This window comes from Bradyrhizobium sp. Arg237L (assembly GCF_029990105.1).
Lineage (GTDB): Bacteria > Pseudomonadota > Alphaproteobacteria > Rhizobiales > Xanthobacteraceae > Bradyrhizobium.
Genome location: NZ_JAQMIL010000007.1, coordinates 125,532 through 140,583, shown reverse-complemented (window position 1 = coordinate 140,583; position 15,052 = coordinate 125,532). Strand labels below are relative to the sequence as shown.

Sequence of the window (15,052 nt, the reverse complement as noted above, 5' to 3'; positions counted from 1 at the left end):
CTCGGCCCGCCGATCTCTCAGGAAGTCGCGTCCGCGTCCTCGACATCCTTTGCAGATGAAATCCGCTCTGTGGCCGCAAGGCCGGAGCGCCAATGATGGAGGCGTGCCATGACCTGGCATTTGCTGACGACGCAGTTGACGGTGAAGGATGGTGAGCGCGCATTGCTGACGCGCAACGGCAGGCTCGAGCGCGTGCTTGAGCCCGGTCGTCATCGCCTGCTCGATCCCTTCGGCCACCTGACGGCGGAGATGTTCAACGTCGTCCGCACCGAATTCCCCGCGGATCGCTACGCGGTGCTGAAGGCTGCGCGGCCTGATCTTGCGGCGGAGCTGTTCGAGGCGGTCGAGACCAAGGCGAACGAGATCGCGATCGTCAGCCTCGACGGGCGTCCCGTGCACCTGATGACGCCCTGGCAGGTGCGCGTCTACTGGAAGGTCGCAACCGCTGTTGACGTCGAGCGCATCGACGTGGCGGTCGATCCTCGCGTCGACGCGCGGCATCTGGCGATGATCGAGCGTCAGCGGATCGGCGTCATCACCGAGGCGGTGGTCGAGAACCACGAGGCTGGCCTGCTCTATGTCGACGGCCGTCTGGTGGAGCGGCTGGCGCCCGGTCGGCACGCCTTCTGGATCGCCGGTCGCAAGATTGAGGTGAAGCGCCTCGATCTGCGTCCCCAGGCGATCGAGATCACCGCGCAGGAGATGCTGACCAAGGATCGCATCGCGCTGCGGGTGACGCTGACGGCGTTTCGCCGGATCGTCGACCCCGAGCGGGTGGTGGCGACGGTGCCTGACGTGGATGCGTGGCTGTACCGCCTGGTGCAGTTCGCGATCCGCGAGGCGGTCGCCGGCCGCACGCTCGACGAGGTGCTGTCGGCGAAGGCGGTGCTGGATGCGGAGCTTCGGGACTATGTCCGCGAGCGTGTCGCGGACTCTGGTGTCGAGGTGACGGAGCTCGGCGTGAAGGACGTGATCCTGCCCGGCGAGATCCGCGAGCTCGTCAACAAGGTGGTGGAGGCGGAGCGGGTCGCGAAGGCGAACCTGATCCGCCGGCAGGAGGAGACCGCGGCGACGCGTTCGCTCCTGAACACCGCCCGCCTGATGGAGGAGAACCCTCTGCTGCTCCGGCTCAAGGAACTGGAGTCGCTGGAGCGACTGGTGGAGAAGGTCGGCCGCATCGACCTGCATGCGGGCGACGGGCAGGGCTTTGATGCCCTGCTCACCAGGCTGGTTCGCCTGAAGCCCGCGGAGAGTGCGTGAGAGGAAGGGCCGCCCACGGGCGGCCCTTCCTTACGTCGTTGCGCGGAACGGAACGGATAGGTCCGCGCAAGCGGTGAAATGGATTCCGGGTTCGGCGCGGTGCGCCGCCCCGGAATGACGAGAGGAGAGTCTATCCCTCGTCATTCCGGGGCGATGCGATGCATCGAGCCCGGAATCCATTCATCCGAGAACACAGGTCGCAATTTCCGGGCAAAATCGATCCACTCCGAGACGATCGCCTTTCGGCGGGGGAACACAAAAGGCCGCGCCCAGGGGCCGTGTTGAAGCTTGACAGTTCGAGAGGGCATTCTAGGCTATTTTCTATCCACGGGTGCGCTTCGACATTCTCCGCCAAGAGGGAGAGCTATGCACGCGCCGCGACGACAAATCGGCAATCACGAGAGGGAGGACAAGACCGCTGCGAGAAGCAGGCGGGATGCAATTCCGTTGACATGAAAATGAAAAATCAAAGGGGAGGAATCCAATGGCAATCGGTATCAAGTACCTTACGTGCGGTGCGGCACTCGCGCTGGCCGCTGTGGCTGTTGCGCCACCCGCATTGGCGATCGATCCGGCGCGCCTACAGGCAGCCGAGCAAACGCCCAACGATTGGCTGACCTACCACGGCGGTTACAAGTCGTATCACTACAGCGCGCTCGATCAGATCAACGCTGATAACGTCAAGAATCTTCAGGTCGCTTGGATCCATATGCCGGGACGCTCGACGCGCGGGTTGCAGTCGATGCCGCTCGCGGCTGACGGCGTGCTGTACTACTCGGGCTCCTACAGTCGCGTCTACGCGCTCGATGGCGCGACCGGCAAGCTCATCTGGTCGTATTTCCCCGAGCTCGACGAACAACTGGTGGCGATGCAAACGCACTCGCCGTATAATCGCGGCGTCGCGCTCGGCGATGGCAAGGTCTTCGTCGGCACCGTCGACGGACGTCTCATTGCGCTCGACATGAAGACGGGCAAGCCGGCGTGGGACACGCGCCTGGTCGACTCAAAGAAGCTCACCGTCGGCTTCACGGGCGCGCCGCTGGTGGTGAAGGACACCGTCATCATCGGCAGCCAGGGCGGCGAGTGGACCTCGCGCGGCCCGCTGTTCGGCGTCGACATCAAGACCGGCCAGAAGAAATGGGAATTCTTCACCGTGGCCGGCACCGAGGACGCCAAGGCGACCTGGGGCAATGAATCCTGGCGCACCGGCGGAGGCGGCGCGTGGATGCCGGGCGGCTACGATCTGGAGACCAACACCATCTGGTGGGGCACGGCGAATCCCGCGCCGCTCTACGACTGGTCCGGCGCGGATTGGCAAAAGAGCGGGCCGCGGCCGGGCACCAACCTCTACACCACCTCGGTGATCGCACTCGACCCCGATACCGGAAAGCTGAAGTTCTATCACCAGGAGCTGCCGCATGACGCCTGGGACTTCGACTCGGCGGTCGGTGAATTCCTGATGATCGACCGTGACGGCCGCAAGCTCGTCGTGCATCCGAACAAGGGCGGTTTCGTCTTCGTCTACGATCGCACTAACGGGAAGGTGCAGAACGTCTGGCGGCTCGCCAAGAACATCAACTTCGTGAAGGATATCGACCCGAAGACCGGCGAACTGATCGGTCGGCGCGATCTGTCGCTCGGCCAGACGAGCTCGCCGCTCTGCCCGGCGATCGCCGGCGGCATCAGTTGGAACGCGGGCTCCTACAACCCGAAGACTGGCCTCTGGTACAAGCTCGGACAGGAATGGTGCATGGACGTGGACGTGGTGAAGACCACGCCAATCACCGAGCCGATGGCGCAGCTCAACATCGGCGCCAACTTCAAGCTGGTCCCGCCGCCGGACGGGCCGGCGCGCGGACACCTCAGTGCCCGCGACCCGGTGACGGGCGACAAGAAATGGGAGGTCACCTTCAGCGAGCCGCCGCTCGCCAGCGTGCTCGCCACCGGCGGCAATCTGGTGTTCGTGCCGGACTCGCGCGGCGTGTTGCACGCTTACAATGCCGAGACCGGGTCGGAATTGTGGTCGCACTATAATGGCGTCGGCCACAATGGCGGCATCATCAGCTACACCGCTGGCGGCAAGCAGTACATCGCGGTGCCGGCCGGATGGGGCGGCATGGTGGCCGATGAATTTCCGGCGCTGTTCGGCGAACCCTACAAGAGCATGCCGAAGGATGCCGGCGCGCTCGTCGTCTTTTCGCTGAAGTAACAATCATAACGGGGAGGCGGTGGGATGCTGTTGCGTCCCACCGCTGCAATCCTGATGCGAATGTCGAAATCAATTTTTCTCGCCACTGGCATTGCGCTGTTGTTGCAGTCCTCGTGGCCGTTGGGCGTCCGCGCGCAGCAAAGCCAGGCTCCCAACCAAGATCAGTCGGCCAAGGAGAGCGACATCGAGGGTGGCACAATGTTCGCAACCTCATGCGGCTTCTGCCACCAGAACGGTGGCCGCGCCGCCGGCAAGGGACCGAAGCTCGCCGGCACGAAACGCGACGACGATTTTCTCGCGGAGCGGATCAGGAAGGGCAAGCCCGGCGCCATGCCGGCCTTCGGTGGCGCCTTTTCGGAGAGCCAGATCATGGCGATCGTGGCGTATATCCGCGCGCTCGAGGAGTGATGCCGGCGATGCGATTTGTTGTTCTCGCAAGCCTGCTGGCCTTGTGCGGCGCCAGCGATGCCACGGCGCGTTCGCTCGAAGCGATCCACCAGCGCGGTGCGCTCACGCTCTGCGCGCACCCCAACGCGCTGCCGTTCGCCAGCAGGCACGGTGACGTTCCAGGGTTCCAGGTCGAAATCGCCAGGGAGCTGGCGAAACGGCTCGAGGTCTCGCTGGAGCAGCACTGGGTGATCAACAGCTTTCAGTACCGCCGCGCCGATTGCGACGTCATCCTCGATGCGATCGCCGACCGCGCGGTGCTGGCAGAGGTGGGCTTACGCATGTCGCGGCCCTATCACCGCAGCGGCGTCGCGCTGGCGGTTGGAGCAAACTCCACCGTGGCGTCGCTGGCGGAGTTGGGATCGGAGCAGCGGGTCGGCGTGCAGGTCGGCTCGATCGCGTCCATGACGCTCGGCAAGCGAGGGATCAAGGCTTCGCCATTCGCGTTCGAGGACGACATCATGGACGCGCTGGCCAACGGCGAGATCGATGCCGCGGCGGTCACGCCCGCCGCAATCGGCTGGTTCAATCACAACCATCCCAATGCACGCGTCCGCCGCATCCCAGCCTTCGAGGACGAGCCGGACCTGAACTGGAATGTCGCTGTCGGGATGCTCAGCCCAGACGAAAAGCTGCGACAGGGCATCGACGCTGTGCTGGAGGCATTGCTGGCCGACGGCACGCTCGCCCGTATCTACGCGCGCTACGATGTCGAGCTGCAGCCGCCAAAATGAGTTGCGCCGGCAGAACGCTCGGTATTCGCGATCCGGCGCGAGCGGAGAGCTCTGCGCAAGCGGCGAAATGGATTCCGGGCTCGGCGCTGCGCGCCGCCCCGGAATGACACCGGATGGTACGGTTGGCTTATGAGGAAGATCAAGACCGGCAAAAACAAAAACCCCGGCATTGCTGCCGGGGTTTTGCATGTCGTGGATCGCTGGAAGCGAGGACTGCTTAGAAGTCCATGCCGCCCATGCCGCCACCCGGAGGCATTGCGGGGCCGGCGCCGCCCTTCTTCGGCACTTCGGCGACCATCGCCTCGGTGGTGATCAGCAGCGCCGCCACGGAGGCTGCGTTCTGGATCGCGGCGCGCACGACCTTGGTCGGGTCGATGATGCCCTTCTTGACCAGATCGGCGTATTCGCCGGTCTGCGAGTCGAAGCCGTAAGCGTAGGTCTTGTTCTCGAGGATCTTGCCGACGATGACGGAGCCGTCTTCACCCGCGTTGATCGCGATCTGGCGGGCCGGCGCCGACAGCGCCTTGCGCACGATCTCGACGCCGGTCTTCTGGTCGTCGTTCTTGGTGCGGATGCCCTTGAGCTGCTCGGAAGCACGGAGCAGGGCGACGCCGCCGCCCGGAACGATGCCTTCTTCGACGGCTGCACGGGTCGCGTGCATCGCGTCATCAACGCGATCCTTGCGCTCCTTCACCTCGATCTCGGTCGCGCCGCCGACGCGGATCACCGCGACGCCGCCCGCGAGCTTGGCGAGACGCTCCTGCAGCTTCTCACGGTCGTAGTCCGAGGTGGTCTCCTCGATCTGCGCCTTGATCTGCGCCACGCGCGCCTCGATGTCGGCCTTCTTGCCGGCGCCGTTGACGATCGTGGTGTTCTCCTTGTCGATCATCACCTTCTTGGCGCGACCGAGCATCTGCAGCGTGACGTTCTCGAGCTTGATGCCGAGGTCTTCCGAGATCGCCTGGCCGCCGGTCAGGATCGCGATGTCCTGCAGCATGGCCTTGCGGCGATCGCCGAAGCCCGGAGCCTTGACGGCTGCGACCTTCAGGCCGCCACGGAGGCGGTTGACGACCAGGGTGGCGAGGGCTTCGCCTTCGACGTCCTCAGCGACGATGACGAGCGGCTTGCCGGTCTGCACCACGGCCTCGAGCAGCGGCAGCAGCTCGTTCAGCGAGGAGAGCTTCTTCTCGTTGATGAGGATGTAGGCGTCGTCCATCTCAACGCGCATCTTGTCGGCGTTGGTGACGAAGTAGGGCGAGATGTAGCCGCGGTCGAACTGCATGCCCTCGACGACGTCGAGCTCGGTCTCCAGCGACTTGGCTTCCTCGACCGTGATCACGCCCTCATTGCCGACCTTCTTCATGGCGTCGGAGAGGAACTTGCCGATCTCGGCGTCGCCGTTGGCGGAGATGGTGCCGACCTGGGCGATCTCGTCGTTGGAGGTGACCTTCTTGGAGTTCTTCTGCAGGTCCGCAACCACAGCCTCGACCGCGAGGTCGATGCCGCGCTTGAGGTCCATCGGGTTCATGCCGGCGGCGACGGACTTGGCGCCTTCCTTGACGATTGCAGCCGCCAGCACGGTGGCGGTGGTGGTGCCGTCGCCGGCCGCATCAGCGGACTTGGAGGCGACTTCGCGCACCATCTGCGCGCCCATGTTCTCGAACTTGTCCTCGAGCTCGATCTCCTTGGCGACGGTGACGCCGTCCTTGGTGATGCGGGGAGCGCCGAACGACTTGTCGAGCACGACGTTGCGGCCCTTCGGGCCGAGGGTGACCTTCACCGCATTCGCGAGGATGTCGACGCCGCGCAGCATCTTGTCGCGCGCCTCGACGGAGAATTTGACTTCTTTAGCTGCCATGTGTGTTTTTCCTTGAGGGATTTATCCTGGGAGGGAGGGCCTTAGGCCGCCTTCTTCTTGGAAGCGGGGACGTCGAGGACGCCCATGATGTCGCTTTCCTTCATGATCAACAGATCTACGCCGTCGATCTTGACCTCGGTGCCGGACCACTTGCCGAACAGCACGCGATCGCCAACCTTGAGGTCGATCGGGATCAGCTTGCCGGCCTCGTCGCGGCCGCCTGGGCCGACGGCGACGACTTCGCCCTGCGAGGGCTTTTCCTTGGCAGTGTCTGGGATGATGATGCCGCCTGCAGTCTTCTCTTCGGCGTCGATGCGCTTGACCACGACGCGGTCGTGAAGCGGACGGAAACTCATGCAGTCCTCCTAAGCTATTCTGGATGCTGTAGAATTCTGGAGCGTTAGCAGTCTACCTTGGCGAGTGCCAAGCTAGCTGCGATGGAAATAGGCCAGACTTTGCGTGGGGGCAAGGGCTTCTAGCAGAAAAATTGGCACTCGAAATTGCCGCCTGCCAGTATCGTTTATCATCATTAACTGATCTCCGGGCGAGCGGCGAGACCCGTATTAGCACGTGCGCTAAGTTGCTGCTAACGCACGATTTTTCAACAGCCCGTTAAACATTTAGGCTTGTGATGAGTTGGTCGCATGCGTCACATTTCTCTCATGTGAGCGCATCTCCGCCGGGGTGGCTCCGGCAGGAAAGCCATCCCGTGAATGCGCTCCTTCGAAAGCGGAGGTTGGCATATGGTCTCGCGGGTTGGTGGGGTTGTTTCCGACGATTTCCGGAAGCAGATGCTGGGGTACGGGCTGACGACGGCGCAGATCCTCTATCGGATGCCGGACCATCCTTCGCTGCTGCAGACCTACGTCTGGCAGAATTACGATCTCTTCCCGAAATTCCCGGCGCTGCAGGATTTCCTTGCCTTCTGGCAGGAGAAGCTTGAGGGGCCGCTGCACTCGGTGACCGTCGCGCATTCCAAGCTGATCAAGCCGGCTGAGCTGCGCGCCGTCGACGGCGTCTTTCGGTTGCACTGAGACGCCAAGTAAGGCGCCAAGACCGATTGCCGCCGGGCGGAACGGTGGTAACGTTCCCTCCGACGCGTCCGCGTCGCGGACGCCTGCAATAGGGAGGCACGCCATGGCTAAACAGAAGGCGGCATCAAGACCCGCAGCCAAGACGGCGGTCCGGAAGAAGTGGATCGGCCACAAGACCGCCGCCAAATCCACCGCCCGCAAGGCGATCAAGTCCAAGGGCCGCGTATCCAAGGCGGCGCACAAGGCGCGGCCGAAGCAGCGCATCGCGATCAGCCATCATCGCGAGGAAGACTTCAAGGCCGATGGGCTACGCGCTTATGCGCAATATCGCGATCTCGGAATTGCTGACGCCTCGCACGGGCTCGCGCAGGCGCATGTGATCCGGCTGGTCGGGCCGTGCAATCCGGAAGAGGTGTCGAAGCTGCATTACCACGACGTCCAATTCCAGATGGTCTATGTGCTCAAGGGTTGGGTGAAGACCTACATGGAAGGGCAGGGCGAGACGTTGATGCAGCAAGGCAGCGCCTGGACCCAGCCGCCGAAGATCAAGCACATGATCCTCGATTATTCCGATGATGTCGAACTGCTCGAGATCATCCTGCCGGCTGAGTTCAAGACGGTGGAGTTGACGACCTAACCACCGCCGTCATTCCGGGGCGCGCGCAGCGCGAACCCGGAATCCATCGGGCCGCAAGCGCAAGTGGTGAAATGGATTCCGGGTTCGTCCTTCGGACGCCCCGGAATGACAGGTCAGGTCAACATCCCCACGATCGCGCCCATCAGGCAGGTCGTCAGCGTGCCCGATACGATCGACTTCAGGCCGAGCGCATTGATCTCCTCGCGCCGCGTCGGCGCCATCGTGTTGAGGCCGCCGATCATGATGCCGAGGCTTGCGAAATTGGCGAAGCCGCACATCGCATAGAGCATGATCAGGCGCGAGCGCGGATCCAGCGCGCCGGTTGGAAGCTTCGACAGATCGACATAGGCGATCAATTCGTTCAGCACGGTCTTGGTGCCCATCAGGCTTCCCGCGGTGATGGCCTGCGACCACGGCAGGCCCATCAGCCAGCACACCGGCGCCATGACGTAGCCAAGCAGGCGCTGCAGCGAAATTTTCGCGCCGCCGATCTCAGGCAGGATCCCGAGCATCGCGTTGACGAGATAGACCAGCGCCACCAGCACCAGCAGCATCGCGACGATGTTGAGCAACAGTTCAAGCCCGGCCGCGGTGCCCTTGACGATGGCATCCATCGTCGAGGACGCGTGCATCTCGGGATCGCTGGAGGTTCCGGGTTCGAGCGATCCGCCGGTGCGCTGATCGGACGTCTCCGGCACCATGATCAGGCTGACCAGGATCGCTGCTGGCGCCCCTAACACGGAGGCGATGACGAAATGCGCCGCGGCATCCGGGATCAGCGGCGCGAGCAGGGTGGCGTAGAGCACCAGCACGGTGCCGGCGATCCCGGCCATGCCGCCCGTCATCACCAGGAACAATTCGGCGCGGGTGAGCTGTGCAAGATAGGGCCGGATGAACAGCGGCGCTTCCACCATGCCGAGGAAGATGTTGGCTGCGGTGGAGAGCCCGACCGCGCCGCCGACGCCGAGCGTCCGCTCCAACAGCCAGGCCATGCCGCGCACGATCGGCGGCAGCACACGCCAGTAGAACAGGAGCGTGGTCAGCACGCTCATGACCAGCACGATCGGCAGCGCCTGGAAGGCGAGGATGAAGTCCGCGCCCGGTGCCTTGAGGTCGAACGGCAGCGGCGCGCCGCCGATATAGCCGAACACGAAGGAGGTGCCGGCGCGCGAGGCAGCGGCGATGACGCCGACGGCCTCGTTGATCGCGCCGAACGCCGATGCCACCAGCGGCACCTTGATCAGCACCAGCGCGGTGACCAGCGTCACGATTAGTCCGACGATCGCCTGCCGGACCGACACCGCGCGGTGCTTCTCGCTGAACGCCCAGGCGATCAGGAGCAGCGCCACCACCCCGAACGCCGATTGCAGTTGTAACATTCACAGATCTCCCGAACGATTATGGCAGCACGATCTGCAAGTGCAATGCCGCTCCGTTCGGGTGCGGTGAACTTCCTTTGTTCTGGATGTTGTTTCTGTGGACGCCGCTTCCGCCACCGTCATTGCGAGGAGCAAAGCGACGAAGCAATCCACTGTCTCCGCGAGTGGAGAGGTGGATTGCTTCGCTTCGCTCGCAATGACGGTGAGAGCGGGGGCGCTTAACCCCGCCCCACAAACGGCATCTTGCTTGCCATTACCGTCATGAACAGCACGTTGGCGTCGAGCGGCAGGTTGGCCATGTAGGCCACGGCATCGCCGACCGCCTTCGCGTCCATCCGCGGCTCCGGCATCTTGCGGCCGTCGGGCTGCAGCACGCCGTCGACCATGCGGTCGGTCATTGGGGTCGCGGCATTGCCGATGTCGATCTGGCCGACCGCGATGTCGTACATGCGGCCATCGAGATTGGACGCCTTGGTCAGGCCGGTGATCGCGTGTTTGGTCGCGGTGTAGGCGGCGGAGAACGGCCGCGGCGCGTGCGCGGAGATCGAGCCGTTGTTGATGATGCGCCCGCCGCGCGGGGTCTGGTCCTTCATGATGCGGAAGGCGTGCTGGGTGCACAGGAACGGGCCGGTGAGGTTGGTGTTCAGCACCGCCTGCCACTGCGCCAGCGGCAAATCCTCGAAGTTCACCGGCGGCGCGCCCATGCCTGCATTGTTGAAGAGCAGGTCGAGCCGGCCATAGGTGTCCGTCACCTTGGCGAACAGGGCCGCGATCGAGGCGGGATCGGTCATGTCCGCCGGCACGCACAGGCTCTTGCTGGCATCGCCGCCGAGCTTCTGCGTCTCCTGCAGCATGTCCAGCCGACGGCCGGCCAGCACCACGGTGAAGCCGGCATTGATCAGCGCCAGCGATGCCGCGCGTCCGACGCCGGTGCCGGCTCCGGTAACCACAGCTATTCTCTTTCCTGCTTCGGCCATCGTTTCCTTCCTTATTGTTTCTTGGATTCAGTTTCGGTCTTGTACGGCGGTCTCGGGATATTCCGATGCGCCGCGCGGAGCGCCGCCGACCAGCGCGAGCGGAGATCGTGGAAATAGGGTTCGCCCGCCTCGATCCGGTGATTGAGGTCGGCCTCGCAGGCGTCGTTGCGCACCACCAGCACGTCGATCGGCAGTCCGACGCCGAGGTTGGAGCGCATCGTCGAATCCATCGAGATCAATCCGGTCTTCAGCGCCTCATAGAGCTCGACATCGTAGTGCATGGCGCGGTCGAGCACCGGCTTGCCGTATTTGTGTTCGCCGATCTGCAGGTAGGGCGTGTCGGTGGTGCATTCGATGAAGTTACCGGCAGTGTAGATCATGAACAACCGCATCCGCGAGCCCTTGATCTGGCCGCCGAACAAGAACGAGACATCGAAAGAGACGTCTTCCGACCTCAGCGCCTCGCCTTCGGTCGCGTGCACTGCGCGGATGGCACGGCCGATGCGCTGCGCGGCCTGGAACATGGTCGGCGCGTTCAGGAGCGTCTCGACCTCTCCGGTTTCAGGGTCTTCCATGCCTTCCGTCAGCGTCGACAGCACCGACTGGCTGATGGCGAGATTGCCGGCGCTGGCGATCGCCATGATCCGTTCGCCGGGCTGGGAGAAGATGTGCAATTTGCGGAAGGTCGAGACGTTGTCGAGACCGGCATTGGTGCGGGTGTCGGCGATCATGACGAGGCCATCGCGCACCAGGATTCCGCAGCAATAGGTCATTTCCGTCCCCGAAAGTCCGAACGTCTCGGCGCCAAACTAGTAGCCAATTTCGGGATGTGATCCAACCCCAATTCCCCAGGGAACGGCATTGCCTCCGCGATGGAAGCTGCTCTCCCTCTCCCGCTTGCGGGAGAGACGAGCAAAGCTCGCTCCGGGAGGGCCGGGGGTGAGGGTGTCTCCACGATGGGACTTTCCGTGGGGAGAGAGCCCTCACCCGGATCGCATCTGGCGATGCGATCCGACCTCCCCAGGGGAGGTGAGGACGTCGCGCTAGCCTTCCAGAAAATCCAGCAGCGCCGCGTTGAACAGCGCAGGATCCTGCAGGAACGCGAAGTGGCTGACATTGGGAAGGATGAGCAGGCCGGCGCCGGGAATGGTCGCGGCCATGTATTCGGTATGCTCGCGCTTGATGCCCTCGTCATACTGGCCGTCCGCGATCAGCACGGGGGTGCGGATCGCGCGCAACTGCTCGTCGGTCCAGTTCGGCTGGGTCTCCCACATCTTCTCGATCTGGTGCAGGAACTGGTCGAATTCCCCAGGCGTCGGCGAGAGGCGCTCATACTCGGTCTTTGCGCGCGCGATGAACTGCGCGAAGGTCGGGTCCTTGTCGACGTCCGGCTTCAAGCCTGACGTCTGGGTGTTGGCGCCGAACGCAAACACGCGACTGACCCGATCGGGATGGCGCATCGCCATATCCAATCCGATGATGGCGCCGTCGCTCCAGCCGACGATCGCCGCGCGCGGGATCTGCAGGTGATCGAGCAGCGCGACGACATCATCCGTCATCAGGTCGTATCCGAACGGCTGCGCGTTGCGCGTGCTGCGGCCATGGCCGCGGCTGTCGACCAGAATGACGCGATGCCTGCGCGCGACCTCCGGCACCTGCAGGCCGAAGTAATCGGAATTGGAAAGCCCGCCATGGAGAAAGACCACCGGGCTTCCTTCGCCGAGTTCGGCGTAATACAGGCTGATACCGTTCACCTGCGCTTGCGCGCTGCGCCCGGCAACTGGTGCCGGTGTCGCCGGCAGGGTCTGCCATCGCTCGACTGCGGCGGCGCGGTCGAGCGACGCCAGACTGGCGAGAGCGGCGATGACGAAGTGACGTCGATTCAGATTCATGATCGATGCGCGCTCCCGGGGCCCTTCAGCCAGATGGTGACGGCAAATATGGTTTAGCGTAGCCTATCATCATCATGCCTGTCCGGCATCCTGCGCCGAGCCTGCAAGGAGCAGTTTGCCGCCAGCAACATACTGCCGTTGTTGCACAGCGGCGTGCTGCGCGGCGACGTGCGCGTCGCGCAGGCGCCGCTGCAGCGGCGAAGTCTCATAGACCGCGCTGCTTCCGGCAAGCGCGAAACACGCGTCGACTATCCGAACGCAGGTGGCGGCGATCCAAGTCGCGGCCTGCGTGCTCTCGACAACAAGGCCTTCGTCGTTCAGCGTTCCCGCCAAAGCGTGGTGCCAAAGGCTTGCGGTCTGCGCCTCGCAAAAGGCCTGCGCTGCCCTGACATCAGCGGAAATGCGGCCAAGCTCGAACTGGAATATCTCGGAGTCGCGCATCGGCGTGATTGCCCGGAACTGCTGCCGTCCCGTATGGGCCAGCGCCACCAATTCGTCGACGGCGCCTTCAGCTATGCCGACGGCGACCGCACCGTGAAATATCGGCACCAATTGCCTGACCGCCGGATAGAGCGGACCCGGCACGCAAGGCATGCCGCGTTCGACATCGAAGAAGTTGGCCTCGGGAACCAGTACATCGCGCAGCACAATGTGATGGCTGCCGGTTCCCTTCAGACCGGCCGCATGCCAGGTATCCTCGATTTCCCAGTTCTGCGCCGGCAACGCAAAGCCGCGAACCACCGGCTGCCCGTGCGGACCGGCGAGCGGTTTGCCGTTTTCGTCGGTCATGATGCAGAACCCAGCCATCCACTCTGCGTGCTTGCAGCCGCTCGCGAATGGCCATCGGCCGCTCACCCGGAAGCCGCCCGCCCTAGGCTCGGCCGTTCCAGCCGGCTGCGCGGATCCGCAGATGGGTACGTCCGGTCCGTTCCGATAGATGCGCTCGTAGGTTTCACGTGCTCCCCAGGTCGCGAAAAGACTGCCCCCGCCAGCCACCATCGCGATCCACCCGATCGAACCGTCAAGCCGGGCCAGAGCCCGGATGACCTCCAACCCTTCCGGCAAGGCAAGTTCCATTCCGCCATAGCCCCTCGGCACGAACAGCCGAAAGATGCCGATCGATTTGAGCCGATCGACCAGGTCGGGCGGAATGCGGCGGGCAGCTTCGATCTCGGCGGCGCGAGCCGTGATCTCGGGAGTCAGGTTCCGGATGCCGGCCAGCACGGTCTTGTTGCTGTCCGGCGCCGTCAGGGTACGAAGGTCACGAAATTGGTCTTGATGGAGCATTTGTCTCGACCTCTCTTGCGGTAAAGGTGTCGCACGAGAGAATGGAGACGCGGCGCTACCGCATGGTTTCAGCGAGGTCGCTCTGGATTACGGCTGTAACGCGGCGCTAACGTTTCCGCGAGTGGGGCGTGCGGCGATCTCGATCAGCGCGGTCGACGCTCCGCCGGAGACGATTCACGAACCCGCCAGCGATGCCGCCGCGGCGGCCGGCGAGGATGGAGCTTGCCTTGCCGCACCAGCCGGCCTGCGCTTGCCGAGCCAGAGATAGATGCCGCTCGCGAGCACGACAATGGTGGCGAGATCGAGCAGCGCCCAGATGATCTTGAGCGGCAGGCCGCCGTAATCGCCGAAATGCAGCGGGCGCGACACCTGCAGTGTCCGCAAGTACCACGGCAATCCCTTCGCGGTGACGAGTTGCGCGGTCTCTGCATCGACCAGCACCGGCGTGAACAAGCGCGAGGTGATCGGCGTCGATCCCTTGGTCCAGACGATGAAGTGGCGCGGCGTGCCGAACGGCGCTTCGGTCGGCAGCACGAGGCTGACGGGCGTGTTGTCGCCGAGCGCCTGGCGCGCGGTGGCAACGACGTCATCGATGGAAGCGAATTTCAAGAGCGGCGGCTTGCCGAGATACGGCGCGATCAATTCCGGCATCACCTGCGCACGCCAGGCGTTGAACAGCGGCAGTGATATCGTATTGATGACGCCGGTGAAGCCGACGGCGAACGCCCACACCAGCGTCACCGCGCCGATCAGATTGTGCAGGTCGAGCCATTTGGTCCGCCGCGCGCGGGCGCGTCGCACCTCGCCGAAATCGAGCCGGCGCATGAAGGGCGCGTAGAGCATGACGCCGGAGACGACGGCGACCACGAACAACAGGCCCATGACGCCGAGGAACAACTCGCCCGGCAGTCCCATCAGCATGTCGCGGTGGAAGATGCGGATGGTCCGCATCAGCCCGCCTTGCTGCGCGTCTTCCCCGAGGATCTCGGCGGTCCGCGAATCGAAGGACAGCTTCAAGAAGCGCTGTCCCGGCGGTGGCACCGGCGTCTGCGACAGGAAGACGTTGACGACATTGGCGTGGTCGTCGTCCCAGTTCAGGATTTGGACGTAGCGTTCCGGATGGCGCGCCTTTGCCGCGTCAATCAGCCTGCTCAGCGAGGCTTCCGGGGTATCGGGTGGAAGTTCGCGCGCGGCGATCTCCGGCTTAAAAAGGTCGTCGATCTCATCGTGAAAGATCAGCGGCAGACCCGTGATGCACAGCATCAGCATGAACAGCGTGCAGACAAGGCTGGTCCATTTATGGACCAGCGACCACCATTTCACGGACTGCGCGGTCAT

Annotated in this window: 14 protein-coding genes; 6 read left to right on the top strand and 8 right to left on the bottom strand. The window is 63.9% G+C overall.

Annotated elements, in window-relative coordinates; all coding sequences use genetic code 11:
- Positions 1-108 precede the first annotated feature (108 nt).
- From OZ411_RS06405 to OZ411_RS06390, 4 genes are all read left to right on the top strand, one after another.
- Positions 109-1,260 (top strand): SPFH domain-containing protein, encoded by a 1,152-nt coding sequence (locus tag OZ411_RS06405; RefSeq protein ID WP_282527238.1) that lies wholly within the window; start codon positions 109-111, stop codon positions 1,258-1,260.
- Positions 1,261-1,744: 484 nt separating this feature from the next.
- Positions 1,745-3,469 carry a PQQ-binding-like beta-propeller repeat protein gene (locus tag OZ411_RS06400; protein ID WP_282527237.1) on the top strand — a complete coding sequence of 575 codons (1,725 nt, stop codon included), beginning with the start codon at positions 1,745-1,747 and terminating at the stop codon, positions 3,467-3,469.
- 24 nt (positions 3,470-3,493) lie between these two features.
- Positions 3,494-3,877 carry a cytochrome c gene (locus OZ411_RS06395; RefSeq protein WP_245476612.1) on the top strand — a complete coding sequence of 128 codons (384 nt, stop codon included), beginning with the start codon at positions 3,494-3,496 and terminating at the stop codon, positions 3,875-3,877.
- A gap of 8 nt (positions 3,878-3,885) precedes the next feature.
- Positions 3,886-4,650, top strand: a complete 765-nt coding sequence (locus tag OZ411_RS06390) for a transporter substrate-binding domain-containing protein (protein WP_349016980.1) — start codon at positions 3,886-3,888, stop codon at positions 4,648-4,650.
- A gap of 217 nt (positions 4,651-4,867) precedes the next feature.
- Here OZ411_RS06390 and groL read toward each other — a convergent pair whose 3' ends face one another.
- Both groL and OZ411_RS06380 read right to left on the bottom strand, forming a co-directional pair.
- Positions 4,868-6,508, bottom strand: a complete 1,641-nt coding sequence (gene groL / locus OZ411_RS06385; RefSeq protein WP_130581724.1) for a chaperonin GroEL — start codon at positions 6,506-6,508, stop codon at positions 4,868-4,870.
- A 41-nt stretch (positions 6,509-6,549) separates the two neighbouring features.
- Positions 6,550-6,864 carry a co-chaperone GroES gene (locus OZ411_RS06380; protein WP_130581725.1) on the bottom strand — a complete coding sequence of 105 codons (315 nt, stop codon included), beginning with the start codon at positions 6,862-6,864 and terminating at the stop codon, positions 6,550-6,552.
- Positions 6,865-7,251: 387 nt separating this feature from the next.
- Between OZ411_RS06380 and OZ411_RS06375 the strand changes: the two genes are divergently transcribed.
- Both OZ411_RS06375 and OZ411_RS06370 read left to right on the top strand, forming a co-directional pair.
- Positions 7,252-7,542 (top strand): usg protein, encoded by a 291-nt coding sequence (locus OZ411_RS06375; RefSeq protein WP_282527235.1) that lies wholly within the window; start codon positions 7,252-7,254, stop codon positions 7,540-7,542.
- Between the two features lie 103 nt (positions 7,543-7,645).
- Positions 7,646-8,179: a cupin domain-containing protein gene (locus OZ411_RS06370; protein ID WP_282527234.1), complete on the top strand. Its 534-nt coding sequence runs from the start codon at positions 7,646-7,648 to the stop codon at positions 8,177-8,179.
- 113 nt (positions 8,180-8,292) lie between these two features.
- Here the strand turns inward: OZ411_RS06370 and OZ411_RS06365 are convergent, their stop codons facing one another.
- The 6 genes from OZ411_RS06365 to OZ411_RS06340 all read right to left on the bottom strand — a co-directional run bounded on the left by OZ411_RS06365 (position 8,293) and on the right by OZ411_RS06340 (position 15,052).
- Positions 8,293-9,558: a nucleoside transporter C-terminal domain-containing protein gene (locus OZ411_RS06365; RefSeq protein WP_282527233.1), complete on the bottom strand. Its 1,266-nt coding sequence runs from the start codon at positions 9,556-9,558 to the stop codon at positions 8,293-8,295.
- A gap of 218 nt (positions 9,559-9,776) precedes the next feature.
- Positions 9,777-10,535, bottom strand: coding sequence for an SDR family oxidoreductase (locus OZ411_RS06360; protein WP_282527232.1), 759 nt, complete (start codon positions 10,533-10,535; stop codon positions 9,777-9,779).
- An 11-nt stretch (positions 10,536-10,546) separates the two neighbouring features.
- Positions 10,547-11,308: a proteasome-type protease gene (locus tag OZ411_RS06355; RefSeq protein ID WP_130581799.1), complete on the bottom strand. Its 762-nt coding sequence runs from the start codon at positions 11,306-11,308 to the stop codon at positions 10,547-10,549.
- Between the two features lie 270 nt (positions 11,309-11,578).
- On the bottom strand, positions 11,579-12,427 hold the full coding sequence (locus OZ411_RS06350; protein ID WP_282527231.1) for an alpha/beta hydrolase: 849 nt from the start codon (positions 12,425-12,427) through the stop codon (positions 11,579-11,581).
- Between the two features lie 72 nt (positions 12,428-12,499).
- A complete protein-coding gene (locus tag OZ411_RS06345) occupies positions 12,500-13,714 on the bottom strand; it encodes an acyl-CoA dehydrogenase family protein (protein ID WP_282527230.1) in 1,215 nt (404 codons plus the stop codon).
- Positions 13,715-13,888: 174 nt separating this feature from the next.
- On the bottom strand, positions 13,889-15,052 hold the full coding sequence (locus OZ411_RS06340) for a PepSY-associated TM helix domain-containing protein (protein WP_282527229.1): 1,164 nt from the start codon (positions 15,050-15,052) through the stop codon (positions 13,889-13,891).